The following is a 12,864-nucleotide window of genomic DNA, read 5'->3' on the forward strand; positions in this document are numbered from 1 at the left end:
TTTTCTTATCTACCCCCCGGCGGAACGCCCGCCTTCGCGGCGTCGCAAAAAGAACGGGAAATCGTCGTCGCATCGCCCGGGACAAGCGCGCCGACCCCTGCTAGCAACGGCGCATCCGCAAACGGGAGTTCGCATGCTGCGCCGCCTCTACGACTGGGTCATGGGCCTGGCCGCCTCGCGTCACGCGCCCAAGAGCCTGTTCGCCGTCTCCTTCGCGGAGAGCTCGTTCTTCCCTGTCCCGCCCGACGTGATGCTGGCCCCGATGGTGCTGGCCCGTCCGGACCGCGCCTGGCGCTACGCCGCCATCTGCACCCTGGCCTCGGTGCTGGGCGGGATCCTGGGCTACGCCATCGGCTACTTCCTGACCCCGGTCGGCCAGTGGATGATGGCTGCAACCGGCCATGCCGGCGGCCTGGCCGAGTTCAAGTGCTGGTACGATAAGTACGGGGTGTGGGTGATCCTGGCCAAGGGCCTGACCCCCATTCCCTACAAGCTGGTGACCATCGCCTCGGGCCTGGCGGCCTTCAGCTTCCCGATGTTCATCTTCGCCTCGGTCCTCACCCGCGGGGCGCGCTTCTTCCTCGTCGCCTTCGTGGTCAAGAAATTCGGCCCGGCCCTGCTGCCGGTGATCGAGCGCCGCCTGGCCCTGGTGGCCGGCGGTTTGATCCTGCTCCTTGTCATCGGCCTCGCCGCGAGCCATTTCCTGGGAGGAAGCAGCGGAGGCGCGTGCGCCGTATGACCACCGACACCCCGGCCGTGACCACCGGTCCCCTCGTTCCCAAGCGCCCGTCCCTGGACTGGATCGCCAAGCACTGGCCGGTCCTGGCCTTCGCCGCCAGCGCGATCATGCTGGGCGCGGCCCACGCTTTCGAAAGCTTCGGGGGCCTGGCGCCCTGCCACCTGTGCCTGAAGCAGCGCGAGGTCTACTGGGTCGCCGGAACCGTCGGCCTGGTCGCCACCGTCCTTCAACGCACCCCGCTCTGGACGCGCCTGCGGACGCCGGCCCTGTGGCTGCTGGGCGCGATCTTCCTCTACGGCGCGGGGCTCGCGGCCTTCCACGCGGGCGTGGAATGGAAGTGGTGGCCCGGTCCCACCACCTGCACCGGCGGCGGCGTCGCCACGTCGGGCGACCTGGTGGCCATGCTGAAGGGCGCCAAGATCCAGCCGCCGATGTGCGACAAGGCCGCCTGGGTGTTCCTGGGCCTGTCCATGGCCGGCTGGAACGCCCTGGTCTCGCTGGGCCTGGCCGTCGTCTCGGCCTTCGCGGCCCTTCGCCGTAAGGAGGCCTCGCAATGAGCGCCGCCCAGAAAGCCGTTCCGCCCCGCCCCGGCCGCGGCGCCCAGGCCGCCCGCCTGGCCGAGATCCTGCGCGTCGACCAGGCCGGCGAACTGGCCGCCGTACACATCTATCGCGGCCAGCAGGCCGTCATGAAGCACGCCCGCGGCCACCAGCGCGTCGCCGAGCAGCTGAAGGAGATGGAGGGCCACGAGCAGGTCCACCTGTCGCGCTTCAACGAGCTGCTGAACGAGCACAAGGTCCGCCCGACCCTGATGTCGCCCCTGTGGCGGCTGGCGGCCTTCACCCTCGGCGCCGGCACCGCCCTGATCGGCGACAAGGCCGCCCACGCCTGCACCGAGGCCGTCGAGTCGGTGATCGAGAAGCACTATGCCGGCCAGATCGAGGAACTGAAGGACCGCGACCCGACCCTGACCGCCGAGCTCGTCCAGTTCCGCGAGGACGAACTGATGCACCACGACCTGGCCATCGAGGAAGGCGCCCACGAGGCCACGGCCTACCCCCTGCTGAGCGCGGTCATCCAGACCGGCTGCAAGGTGGCGATCAAGATCAGCGAGAAGATCTAGGAACGCCCCCCTCTCTCACCGAGGGAGGGTTTCTACGGCTTGGCCTCAGCGCCCGCCTCCCCTACCGATGGACCTGTCCATCGCGGGGAGTCGCCGTGCCTGCATCGTCCGTTCGAGCCCTGGCCCTGGCCGCCGCCCTGCCGCTGCTGATCGCAGCCGCCCCCGCCCGCAAGCCGTCCAAGCCGCCCCGCGCCGCCCCCACGGCCCAGACCCTGGCCACCGGCGGGGCGCTGAAGCCCGATCAGGCCGGCGTGCGCATCGAGCACGTCGACCTGTCGATCGAGGTGTTCCCCAAGCGCAAGGCCATCGCCGGCGAGGCCGTGCTGGCCCTGCGCGCCGACCAAGAACTGCCGGCCATCGTGCTGGACCTCGACCGCGAGCTCGCCGTGTCGGCGGTGTCGCTGGACGGTCGTGAGCTGCCGCCGACGGCCTGGCGCAATCCCGACGGCCGCCTGTCGATCACCCCGCCCGCGCCTATCGCCGCCGGCCACACCACCGCCGTGCGGATCCGCTATGCCGGCGTGCCCGTCGAGGCCAAGCGCGCCCCGTGGGACGGCGGCTTCGTCTGGGCCAGCACGCCCGACGGCCGCCCGTGGATCGCCACCGCCGTCCAGGGCGAGGGCTGCGACCTCTTCTGGCCGTGCATCGACCACCCGACCGGCGAGCCTGATCTGGTCGACCTGCACGTCACCGTGCCCGCCCCCCTGTCGGCCCCGTCCGGCGGGGTGCTGGTCGACGTTCGCGAGGCGGCCGGCAAGCGCACCTTCCACTGGCGGATGAACAGCCCCAACACCTACGCCGTCGCCCTCAACATCGGCCCCTATGTGCAGCTGAAGGACACCTACGAGAGCCGCTTCGGCGACAGCTTCCCGATCGAGTTCTGGGCCATCGAGGGCAACGAGGCCAAGGCGCGCGGCCTGTTCGCCCAGTTCAAGCCGATGCTCGACTTCTACGAGGGGATGATCGGTCCCTACCCGTTCCGGTCCGAGAAGATGGGCGCGGTCGAGACCCCGCACCTGGGCATGGAGCACCAGACGCTGAACGCCTACGGCGCCGGCTACGCGCAGGAGATCTACGGCTTCGACTGGCTGCTGGAGCACGAACTGGCCCACGAGTGGTTCGGCAACCAGATGACCAATGTCGACTGGGACGACATGTGGCTGCACGAGGCCTTCGGCACCTACATGCAGCCGCTCTATTCGCAGTGGCTGCACGGCGACATGGAGTACATGGTCCGGCTCAACGAGATGCGGGTGAAGAGCTTCAACAAGTTCCCCATTGTCTCGGGCAAGCCGATGGAGGAGGAGGCCGTCTACGACGCCAAGGTCGGCCCCGGCACGGACATCTACTACAAGGGCGCCAACATGCTGCACACGCTGCGCAGCCTGATCGGCGACGAGGCCTTCTTCACCGCCACCCGCGTGCTCGTCTATGGCCGCCCCGATCCCAGGCCCGGCAACTTCGCCCCGCGCTATGCGGTGACCGAAGACTTCATCAAGGCCGTCAACGACGCGACCGGCGCCGACTATCGCTGGTTCTTCGACGCCTATCTGCGCCACGCCGCCCTGCCCGACCTGGTCGAGACCCGCGAGGGCGATGACCTGGTGCTGGCCTGGAAGACCCCGGCCGGGCGCTTCCCGATGCCGGTCGAGGTGAAGGTGGGCAGCAAGGTGGTGACGCTCTCGATGGCCGACGGGACCGGCCGCGTGCGGGTGGGCGCCGCCGTTCCGGTGATCGTCGACCCCGCCTCCAGGATCCTGCGCCGGCAACCTTACCTGGAGGCCTACCACGCCTGGAAGACGGCCAAGGACGTGGCCGCCAAACCCGCGCCCGCCCGGCCGAAGAAATAGTCATCTTCCGTTGACCGTGTTCCTTCACGGTTTGCGAGGCATGCGGGCTTAGGACTCAGGGCTCCACCGCGAGCCGAGCCCATGCTGACGCCCAACCATGTCGTTACCGCCGCCAAGGCCGTGCTCTTCCTGGGAGCGGCCAGCGCCGTAACCCTGATGCTCGGTCCGTTCCAGGGGCTGGAGCAGGCCTTCGGGCTCAGCGACAAGGCCGCCCACGCCCTGGCCTTCGGCGGGCTGACGGCGGTCGCCTTCCTGGCCTTCCCGAAGATGCGCCGCAACGATCTGGCGATCGCCGCGATCCTGCTGGGCGCCAGCGCCGAGATCGCCCAGCTGTTCGCCCATCGCAGCGCCAGCTTCACCGACCTGGCCGCCGACGTCGCCGGGATCGCGGTCGTCTATCTGGCCAGCCACATCGAGGCGGTGCGTCGCGACGCCCGCGAGCGCGGCGCCATGCGCTTTTCCGATATCTCCGCCCAGCGCCAGCGCCGCCGTCGCCGCAAGAGCAGCGTCGTCATGCCCGGCGCCGGCGCGACGGAAAGTGAAGCCGCCCGCGGCAGCTTCGCCTCCCGCGCCGCCGCGCGCTTCCCGCGCGAGGCCTGATCGCCGTCAGGTGATCCGCTTGACGCTGACCGGGTCGCTGCCCGGGAAGCTTTCTTCCAGGCCCTCGTCCAGCAGGGCTTCCTGGCGGCTTTCCGAGCACTCGACCTTCTCGGCCAGCTGGTCGTGCTTTTCGTTGTCGGCCAGGGGCCGGTCGGCGCGCCTGGCGTGCGGCGCCTCGATGTGACGGTCCTCCGGACGCAGCTTGCCCTCGGCCGCGCAATCGGCGGTCGTCGACGAGGTGCCGTGCGTGAAATGGCGGCCGTCTTCCTGATGATGCCTGTGACCGATCATGACCGGTTTCTCCCGTGCTTCGCCCGCGAGGGCGTCGGGAGATAAACCCCCAGCCCAAGGCCGGGGTTGCTCGCCCCCCAGACAAGCGGCGCGAAGCAGGCTATGCAAACGCCATGCAAAAGCCGCTTACGTTGCTCGCCTGCCTTTTGCTCGGCGCCTGCGCTTCGACGCCCGCGCCGGATCGCGCGCCCGCGCCCAAGCTGGCGGTCGAGACGCGCAACTACGCGACCACGCCGCTGAGCCCGACACCGGCCGACCTGCCGCCGCTCGAAGCCTTCGCCGCCGACAGCTTCACCGGCCCGGACGGGGTGCGCCTGCCCTACCGCCTGCTGTCGCCGGCCACGAAGGAAAAGCTGCCCCTGGTGGTGATCCTGCACGGCTCGGGCGCGGTGGGCCACGACAACAAGGCCCAGATGGGCCCCTTCGTGCGCGGCTGGGCGCGTCCCGGCGTCGCCAAGACCTTCCCGGCCTTCGTGCTGGCGCCCCAGGCGCCGACCCGCACCGCCAACTACGCCAAGGGCGCCGACCGGCTGCTGGCCTCGCGTCCGGGCGCCAGCCTGCCGGCCGTCCTGGCGCTGATCGACGACCTGTCGGCCCGCCTGCCCATCGACACCGACCGCATCTATCTCGTCGGCTTCTCGATGGGCGGCTCGGCGGCGATGAACGCCGCGGCGCTGGCGCCGGGCAAGTTCGCGGCCGTGGCGGCCTTCTCAGGCGTGCCGCCCGAACGCGCTCTGGCGGCCAAGGTCGCCCCCACCCCGGTGATGATCGTCCACGGCGACAAGGACCGCGAGAACCCCTACGCCCCCGACCTGGCCTGGGCCGGCGCCCTGGCCAACGCCGGCGGCCACGTGYGCTTCGTCTCCTATTCGGGCATGGCCCACGTGGTGCCGCCCGACATGATGCACGACGACGCCTGGCGAGCCTGGCTGTTCTCGCAGAAGCGCAAGAAGGACTAGCTAGGCGGTCCAGGTCTCGGCGAAGACCCGCTGGAAGTTGCCGCCCAGCACCTTGTCGACCACCCGCGCGCCGTAGCCCCGCCGCCGCAGCTCTTCGGCGATGACGGTAAAGCGGTCGGCGCGGTTCAGCCCCATCACGAACGGCGGCGGCCCCTCGCCCGGCGCAGCCACGCCGGCGGCCTTGCGCTCTTCCAGGCTCTTGTTCCACTGCGCCATGCTCTCGGGCGAGGTGTCGAACGGCCACAGCAGGGCGTCGCTGCCGATGCCGACATGATCCTCGCCGCACACCTTCAGGGCGTGGGTCAGGTGGGCGAAATAGACGTCCAGCGAGGGCTGGGCCGTCGGGTCGGTCAGGTAGGACAGCTCGTAGATCCCCATCACCCCGCCCCGGTCGGCCATGGCCCGCATCAGCCGGTCGGACTTGTTGCGCGGATGGACGTGAACGGCGCTGGCGCCCCCATGGGTGATCAGGACGGGCTTGCTCGAGGCGGCGACGGCGCCCAGGCTGGACGGCTCGTCGCTGTGGCTGACGTCGATCGTCACGCCCACGGCGTTCATCCGCTCGACGGCGCGGCGTCCCAGCTCGGTCAGGCCCGTCGACGGCGACGACATCGTGCCCGAGGCGAAAGGCGTGGTGCGGTTGTAGCTCAGCCCCATGACCAGCACGCCCGCGGCGCGGAATTGGTCGATGGCGGCAAGGTCGCCCTCCAGCATCTCCGACGCCTCGAACGAATAGATGATCCCGAGGCGCTTGGTGGCGTTGGCCCGCGCGAAGTCGGCGACCGAAGCGACCTTGAGATAGAGGTCGGGATTGAGCGCCACGGCCTTGTCGAGGTCGGCTATGGACTGCGCGGTCTCGGCCCGCGTCTCCGTGCCAGGCCCGCCGATCGTCTGCTTGGCCGCCGTCAGGCCCGAGGCCCTGACCACGTCGCGCATCGCCTGGTCGAGCGGCTTTTCCGGATCGATGGGCAGCATCAGGTTGCCGTTGATGGCGAAGGCCTGGCCGGCGGCCGTGGCCGACCCGGACGCGCAGACCGCCAGCATCGAGGCCGCCGTTCCCAGGAAGATGCGACGCGTGGTGCTCATGATCCCCTCGAAGGAATATATGTAGGCACCTACATATCTATACCGACCTCGCCTTCGTCCAATGAAATTCCCGACATGATCCGTTCGAACATCGACCGGCGGTCCAGGGCGTCGTCGAGCTGGTCGAGCAGGCGGACCAAATGGCCGGCCTCGGCGTCGAGCTCTCGCGCGGCGGTGTTGAACGCGTCCCACAGCGGAGCCAGCCGCGCGGCCATCGCCCGTCCCTGCTCGGTCAGTTCCAGCAGCCTGCGCCGTCCGTCCTCCGGCGAAGCCCGGGAAACGATCAGGCCCGCCTTCTCCATCGAGCGGCTGGCCTCGCTGACCGAGACGTGGGTGATGCGCAGGATCGCGGCAATCTCGCCCACGCCCATCGGGCGATCATGCTCCACCAGCTGGCGCAGGGCGCCGTACCAGCGCTGCTCGAACCGGATCCCCCGGGCGGCATAGACCCTGGCGCCGTCGCGATCGATCCGGTCGGAGACGCGCCTCAGGCGGGCCGCCAGGGCCTCGCCGCCGAAGCCGCGGCTGTAGTCTTCAGGATCGGACATCTCGGAATCCGCAGGTGGGAGAAGCGCTCCCCCTTCTGGGCCATCCCTGCCTGGCCCGCTAGAGCCCCGCGCGCGTCAGGGCCTCGCGCACCACGTCGGGGGCGTGGTCGATGACGCGCAGATAGGCCAGCATGGCGGCGTCCGGGCGCGCCTCGCCATGCTCCAGTTCGCTCAGCACGGGCAGCGGAATGGCGAAGGCCCGCGAGAATTCGGCCTGGGACAGGCCGCTGCGCCAGCGCACCGCCTGCACGAGCGCGCGGGACGAGCGGACCTCGCTGGGCGCGGCCTTGTCGTCGATGGCGATATCGGTGGTGGTCAGGCGCGCTGCGGCCATAAGGATCGCTCCCTTTGCTGCTCTTCTCCCCGACCGCTCCTCTATACGCGTTCGATTGCACAAATTCGACGACCCCACGTCGTCAATACGACGGTTCGGGGGCGGCTTGGCCCGAAGGTCAGCCCTGCGGCTTGGACAGCAGGGCGCGCGCCTTGACCTCGACCGCCTCGACGCCCTTCAGCGGGTCGCCGGCGTCGTCGAGGATATTGGAGAAGCGCTTGAGGTCCTGAGTCGAGATCCGCTTGATGCGACGATCGCGCGCCCATTCCATGCCGATCAGCTGGCCCAGCTTGCAGGCCTTGGGCAGCAGCGCAGGCTTCTCGGACGGGCCGCCCTTGACCAGCAGCTTGGTGACGATGTCGTTCCAGTTGGGCGAGCCGGGGAAGCACAGCGACAGGTCCTGGCAGTTGCCGGTCCAGAACCGCTTGTACCAGCGGGCGTGATCGTCGTTCTCGAACCGCAGGCCGCGCGTCGGCTGGACCACATTCAGGCAATCGCCGCGCACGAACTCCTGCGCCGACGCAGAGCCGGCCACCAGACCGGCGAACAACAGGGCCGTCGCCCCGATACGAAACCGCAAAACCATCCTCCTGATACCCTCCCCCCACGGAGGATCATCACGGCTCGTTTAATCGCGCGCTTCGGACAGAAATGCGGCCGTCGCTTCAATGACTTCCACGAGCGTGAGTCGCTCGATGGTCACCCCTTCGGGCAGACTTGAAAAGAGCCTCGTGGGCGCGGCCGCATCCAGCATCACGAAGACGCCCCGGTCGTCGGCCCGGCGGATCAGGCGCCCGAAAGCCTGGCTGATCCGGGCGCGGGCGATCGAGTCGTCGTAGCCCTTGCCGCCGAACTTGGTGCGACGGGACTTGTGCAGGATGTCCGGACGCGGCCAGGGCACGCGATCGAAGACCAGCAGACGCAGCGAGCGCCCCGGCACGTCGACGCCGTCCCGGATCGCGTCGGTGCCCAGCAGGCAGGCGTCCTCTTCGGCTCGGAAGATGTCGACCAGAGCGCCGGCCTCCAGCGGATCGACGTGCTGGGCGTAGAGCGGCAGGCCCTTGTCGGCCAGGGGGGCGGCGATGCGCTCGTGCACGGCCTTCAGCCGGCGGATGGCGGTGAACAGGCCCAGGGCCCCGCCGTTGGCGGCCAGGAACAGCTCGCGCATGGCCGCCGAGACCTGCCGCGCGTCCTCCTTGTTGACGTCGGTGACGACGAAGGCGCGGGCGTTCTTCTCGTAGTCGAAGGGCGAGACCAGGCGCAGCACCTTGGGCGGCTGCGGCAGGCGGGCCGCGCCCGTACGCATCTCGGCCAGGGCGAAGGGGTCCTCCAGCGCCGGGTCGACCAGGGTGGCGCTGGTCACCAGCACGCCGTGGGCGGGGCTAAGCACCGCAGCCCGCAGCGGCTCGGTCGGATCCACCCAGTGGCGACGGCAGGCCGCATCGACGACGCGACCGTACAGGAAGGTGGCCTCGAACCAGTCGACGAAGTCGGGATCTTCGCCCTCGAGCGAATCCGGGGCGTCCTCGTCGATGGCCTTCAGGATCGAGCGCCAGGCCGGCAGGGTCATCCGGGCCCGGCGGTCCAGGCCTCGCAGCGCGCCCTCGATGCGGGCGCGTTCGGACGGGCCCAGGTGTTCGGCGTCCTCGTCGAGCACGTCCTCCAGCTGGCGCGCCAGGGCCAGCAGCGGGGCTTCGATCCCGGCCAGGGCGCGGGCGGCCTCGCCGGCGCGCTCGCGCACCAGGTCAACGGCGGGGCGCGCGGCGCATTGCAGGCCCAGTTCCGGCCCGCCGCGATCGCTGGTGCGCGCCCGCAACTGCTCGATGACCGCGACCAGATAGCTCTCGATCGGCCCGATCGGATTGACCTGCCCGTCCGGCGGCGCGATGCGGCCCGACCAGCCCTCGCCCGGAAGGGCCGTGGCGGCCTGGATCACGGCGCTCAGCGCCGCTCGCGCGCTTTCCTTGTCGCCCAGGATGTCGAGCAGGCGCGCCTCCAGCCCCCTGCCCCGCCGCCCGCGGCCTTCCGGACCACGGATCCAGCGGCGCAGTTCGGCGGCCTCCGCGCCCGACAGGGCGGCCGAGAAGGCGCTGTCGGCGGCGTCGAACAGGTGGTGGCCCTCGTCGAACACCACCCGCTTGACCGCCGTGGTCTCGTTGTCGCCCTTCAGGCCCCGCGCCGCCCGGGCGCCGTCGAAGGCCGCCTGGGTCATGACCAGGGCGTGGTTGGCGATGACGATGTCGGCGCGCTTGGAGGCCCGCACGGCCTTTTCGATGAAGCAGACGCGGTAGTGCTGGCAGCCGGCGTGGATGCACTCGCCCCGGCGGTCGACCAGGTTGGCCGCGCTGGCCTGGGCCGAGGGCTGCACGGCGAACAGGGTCGGCAGCCAGGCCGGATAGTCGCCGCCGGTCATGTCGCCGTCGCGGCTGACCCGCGCCCAGCGCGCGGCCAGGGCCAGGCCCACCAGGTCGCCGTTGCCCAGCTGGGCGCTGTTGACCTGCTCCTGCAGGTTCAGCAGGCACAGGTAGTTCTCGCGGCCCTTGCGCACCACCGCCTTGCGGGCGCGCACCTGCGGGTCGGGATAGATGGCCGCGCTCTCGCGCTCGATCTGACGCTGCAAAGCCCGCGTATAGGTGCTAATCCACACCGAGGGCCCGTTGGCCTCGGCCCAGACGCTGGCGGGGGCCAGATAGCCCAGGGTCTTGCCCACGCCCGTGCCGGCCTCGGCCAGCATCATGCGCGGCTCGCCCTCGCGCTCCCTGGGCTGAAAGGCGAACGAGGCCTCGCGGGCGTAGGTGTCCTGGGCCTCGCGCACCTCGTCGAGGCCCGCGCGGGTCAGCAGCGACTTCAGGCGCTCAGAGGCGACCTCGGGGTCGATGGGACGCGACAGCGGCTCGCCCAGCGGCGCCTGGTCCTCCCATTCGACCAGACGGCTCCAGACGTCGAGACCCGAGCTCCGAAACTGGTTGCCGACCGGAACCGAGCGCAGGGCGCCGACCACCGCCGGCCCCCACGACCAGCCGGCCCGGGCCAGGGTCTCGGCCACGGCCAGGGCCTCCTCGCGCGATGGACGCGGGGTCAGGGCCAGTTCACGCAGCAGGAAGTCGGCGGCCTCGCGCAGGGTCTGGGCCTGGGCGGCGGCGCCCTTGGGTTCCGGCAGGCCCAGCGCCATGGCCAAGCCCACCGACGACGGCGCGCAGAAGGTCGCCGGCCGCGTGAAGGCATAGAGCTCCAGCACGTCGAAGATGCCGGGATAGCGCATCGGCGCGTGCAGGTTCAGGCGCTTGGCGGTCATGGCCGCGTGGGCCACCAGCACCGGCCCGTGCTCGAAGAGGTCGCGCGCGTCCGGCGGCCGGATCACCCGGCCCTCGCCCGAGCCGTCGGCCAGCCCGGCGCGCGGACCGGGCAGCACCACCAGAGCCGGGGCARGGTCGAGATTCGGGGGAAGCGCGCTCACGGGGAGTGATTAACACTTCGGCGCGGGGAAACGAACGGGGAACTGCTTCCCCCTTCCCTTCAGCTTGTCATCCCGGCCGTAGCGCAGCGGAGCGCCGGGACCTCCCACGGTTCCGATACGGCCGACGTGGGAGATCCCGGCTCTACGGATCGCTCACGCAATCCTCCGGCCGGGATGACAAACCAGGATGGAGTGAAAAGCCCCTACTTCCGCTGACCCGCGCTGGCCGCGCGCACCGGCTTGAACTCCGAGCCCGCGTTCCAGTCGGGCCAGACGCGCGAGTTGGCGATCGCCTTGCCGGCTTCATAGACCAGGGCCACGTCCTGGGCCGCGCCGCGCAGGTCCCAGTCGGCGCTCCAGGCGTCGCAGGGCTGGTGGTAGCAGCGGGCGGTGTAGTCGGCGACCCAGGCGTCGCCGGCCGCGCGGCCGCCGTTCAGCAGGTCGGCGCCGCCGCCCAGGCCCATCACCAGCAGCACCGGCACCCCGCGCTTGGCCAGCGAGAAGTGGTCGGCGCGGTAGAACAGCGCCCGTTCGGGCTTGGCGTCCGGCGTCACGGTGCGCCCCTGCGCGGCCGCGGCCTTGGCCAGGCCCTGTTCCAGCTCGTTCTGGCCGGCGCCGACCAGCACGATGTCCTTGGCCGGCCCGGCGGTCTGCAGCACGTCGAGGGTGTAGTTGGCGGCCATCTTGCCGAGCGCGGCGTCGCCGGCCTTCACGGCGTAGTACTCCGACCCCAGCAAGCCCCGCTCCTCGCCCGTCCAGGCGGCGAAGACGATCGAGCGCTGCGGCGCGGGTCCTTGCTTGAAGGCCCGTGCGACCTCGATCACCCCGGCCACGCCGATGGCGTCGTCGGCCGCGCCCGGACGGATCGTCTTGCCTTGCGCGTCCGGCGCGCCCACGCCGTAGGCGTCCCAGTGGGCGGCGTACATGATGCTCTCGTCGGCGTGGGTCGTCCCCGGCAGCTTGGCGACCACGTTGTGGCTGACCATCGGCTCATGAGCCACCTTGTAGGCGGCCGAGAAGGCCGCGCCCTTCAGCGCCACCGGCTTGAACGACGGCTCGCGCGCCGAGCGCTTCAGGGCCTCGAAGTCCAGGCCCGAGCGCTTGAAGAGGTCGACGGCCACGTCCCGCTGGATCCAGCCCTGCAGCTGCAGCTTCTCCTTGGCCGGGTCGGTGCGGACGATGTCGTAGCCCTCGCCGTTCGAGGCCTTCACCGTGCTCCAGCCGTAGCCCGCGCCCAGGGTCTCGTGCACGATCAGGGCGCCGACCGCGCCACGGCGCACGGCCTCCTCGTACTTGTAGGTCCAGCGGGCGTAGTAGGTGGCCGCCTTGCCGCCGAACTTGCCGTAGGCGGGCTCGCCGGCCTCGGCTTCCAGGTCGGGGTCGCTGATCAGGAAGACGGCGACCTTGCCCTTCAGGTCCGCACCCTTGAAGTCGTCCCAGCCGCGTTCGGGCGCGCTGACGCCATAGCCGACGAAGACCAGCGGGGCGTCCTTGATCGCCACCTTGTCGACCGGCAGCAGGGTCATGACCTGGGCCTGCTCGCCCTGGGCCAAGGCCATCGCGCCGCCGGCGGTGGAAAAGCTCATCGCCACCGGACCGTCGATGCGGGTGTGCACCAGCGGCACCTTCTGGGTGTAGGACCCGGCGTCGCCGGCCGGCTCCAGGCCCAGCGCCTTGAACTGGGCGGCGATGTAGTCGGCGGTCTTCTGTTCGGCCGGACCGCCGGGGGCGCGGCCGAGGAACTCGTCCGACGCCAGCACGCGGGTGATTTCCGACAGCTTGGCCGGATCGATCGGAGCGCTGTCCTGCGCGTGGGCGAAAGCCGGCAGGGCCAGGGCGGCGGTCAGCAGAAGGGCGGCGCGGCGGGACATGGGCGA

Annotated in this window: 13 protein-coding genes; 6 read left to right on the top strand and 7 right to left on the bottom strand. The window is 70.6% G+C overall.

Translation table 11 applies throughout. The features are described from left to right. The first annotated feature begins 133 nt into the window (after positions 1-133). The 5 genes from AC1DCG_RS07740 (at position 134) to AC1DCG_RS07760 (ending at position 4,312) form a co-directional block, all read left to right on the top strand. The gene (locus tag AC1DCG_RS07740) at positions 134-739 is read left to right on the top strand and encodes a YqaA family protein (protein WP_477028954.1); all 606 of its coding nucleotides are present in this window, start codon (positions 134-136) and stop codon (positions 737-739) included. Then, positions 736-1,296 (top strand): disulfide bond formation protein B, encoded by a 561-nt coding sequence (locus tag AC1DCG_RS07745; protein ID WP_477036652.1) that lies wholly within the window; start codon positions 736-738, stop codon positions 1,294-1,296. Before AC1DCG_RS07740 ends, AC1DCG_RS07745 begins: the two co-directional genes overlap by 4 nt. Next, positions 1,293-1,862, top strand: coding sequence for a demethoxyubiquinone hydroxylase family protein (locus AC1DCG_RS07750; RefSeq protein WP_477036653.1), 570 nt, complete (start codon positions 1,293-1,295; stop codon positions 1,860-1,862). Before AC1DCG_RS07745 ends, AC1DCG_RS07750 begins: the two co-directional genes overlap by 4 nt. Positions 1,863-1,957: 95 nt before the next feature. Then, positions 1,958-3,712, top strand: a complete 1,755-nt coding sequence (locus tag AC1DCG_RS07755) for a M1 family metallopeptidase (RefSeq protein ID WP_477028957.1) — start codon at positions 1,958-1,960, stop codon at positions 3,710-3,712. Positions 3,713-3,793: 81 nt separating this feature from the next. Next, on the top strand, positions 3,794-4,312 hold the full coding sequence (locus AC1DCG_RS07760; RefSeq protein WP_477028958.1) for a VanZ family protein: 519 nt from the start codon (positions 3,794-3,796) through the stop codon (positions 4,310-4,312). Between the two features lie 6 nt (positions 4,313-4,318). Here AC1DCG_RS07760 and AC1DCG_RS07765 read toward each other — a convergent pair whose 3' ends face one another. Continuing rightward, positions 4,319-4,603: a hypothetical protein gene (locus AC1DCG_RS07765; RefSeq protein WP_165260370.1), complete on the bottom strand. Its 285-nt coding sequence runs from the start codon at positions 4,601-4,603 to the stop codon at positions 4,319-4,321. 113 nt (positions 4,604-4,716) lie between these two features. On the opposite strand from AC1DCG_RS07765, the gene AC1DCG_RS07770 reads away from it, so the two are divergent. Next, the gene (locus AC1DCG_RS07770; protein ID WP_477041439.1) at positions 4,717-5,562 is read left to right on the top strand and encodes a carboxylesterase family protein; all 846 of its coding nucleotides are present in this window, start codon (positions 4,717-4,719) and stop codon (positions 5,560-5,562) included. Here the strand turns inward: AC1DCG_RS07770 and AC1DCG_RS07775 are convergent, their stop codons facing one another. From AC1DCG_RS07775 to AC1DCG_RS07800, 6 genes are all read right to left on the bottom strand, one after another. Continuing rightward, a complete protein-coding gene (locus AC1DCG_RS07775; RefSeq protein WP_477028960.1) occupies positions 5,563-6,648 on the bottom strand; it encodes a dipeptidase in 1,086 nt (361 codons plus the stop codon). Positions 6,649-6,677: 29 nt separating this feature from the next. Beyond that, complete coding sequence (locus AC1DCG_RS07780; protein ID WP_477028961.1) at positions 6,678-7,196, bottom strand: MarR family winged helix-turn-helix transcriptional regulator; 519 nt, start codon at positions 7,194-7,196, stop codon at positions 6,678-6,680. Between the two features lie 58 nt (positions 7,197-7,254). Then, entirely contained in the window at positions 7,255-7,530 is a 276-nt protein-coding gene (locus AC1DCG_RS07785; protein ID WP_165260378.1) for a helix-turn-helix domain-containing protein, read from the bottom strand. Between the two features lie 118 nt (positions 7,531-7,648). Beyond that, positions 7,649-8,110 (bottom strand): hypothetical protein, encoded by a 462-nt coding sequence (locus tag AC1DCG_RS07790; protein ID WP_477028962.1) that lies wholly within the window; start codon positions 8,108-8,110, stop codon positions 7,649-7,651. 48 nt (positions 8,111-8,158) lie between these two features. Next, positions 8,159-10,987, bottom strand: a complete 2,829-nt coding sequence (locus tag AC1DCG_RS07795; RefSeq protein ID WP_477041440.1) for an ATP-dependent DNA helicase — start codon at positions 10,985-10,987, stop codon at positions 8,159-8,161. 203 nt (positions 10,988-11,190) lie between these two features. Continuing rightward, entirely contained in the window at positions 11,191-12,858 is a 1,668-nt protein-coding gene (locus AC1DCG_RS07800; protein ID WP_477028964.1) for a M20/M25/M40 family metallo-hydrolase, read from the bottom strand. Between the last annotated feature and the right edge of the window lie 6 nt (positions 12,859-12,864).

The organism is Caulobacter sp. 10L414 (assembly GCF_056395525.1).

What these genes read in the sequence shown, in the direction of transcription:
- AC1DCG_RS07740 (WP_477028954.1), top strand. Translation starts at nt 134, where the DNA reads ATGCTGCGCCGCCTCTACGACTGGGTCATGGGCCTGGCCGCCTCGCGT.
- AC1DCG_RS07745 (WP_477036652.1), top strand. Translation starts at nt 736, where the DNA reads ATGACCACCGACACCCCGGCCGTGACCACCGGTCCCCTCGTTCCCAAG.
- AC1DCG_RS07750 (WP_477036653.1), top strand. Translation starts at nt 1,293, where the DNA reads ATGAGCGCCGCCCAGAAAGCCGTTCCGCCCCGCCCCGGCCGCGGCGCC.
- AC1DCG_RS07760 (WP_477028958.1), top strand. Translation starts at nt 3,794, where the DNA reads ATGCTGACGCCCAACCATGTCGTTACCGCCGCCAAGGCCGTGCTCTTC.
- AC1DCG_RS07765 (WP_165260370.1), bottom strand. Translation starts at nt 4,603, where the DNA reads ATGATCGGTCACAGGCATCATCAGGAAGACGGCCGCCATTTCACGCAC.
- AC1DCG_RS07775 (WP_477028960.1), bottom strand. Translation starts at nt 6,648, where the DNA reads ATGAGCACCACGCGTCGCATCTTCCTGGGAACGGCGGCCTCGATGCTG.
- AC1DCG_RS07780 (WP_477028961.1), bottom strand. Translation starts at nt 7,196, where the DNA reads ATGTCCGATCCTGAAGACTACAGCCGCGGCTTCGGCGGCGAGGCCCTG.
- AC1DCG_RS07785 (WP_165260378.1), bottom strand. Translation starts at nt 7,530, where the DNA reads ATGGCCGCAGCGCGCCTGACCACCACCGATATCGCCATCGACGACAAG.
- AC1DCG_RS07800 (WP_477028964.1), bottom strand. Translation starts at nt 12,858, where the DNA reads ATGTCCCGCCGCGCCGCCCTTCTGCTGACCGCCGCCCTGGCCCTGCCG.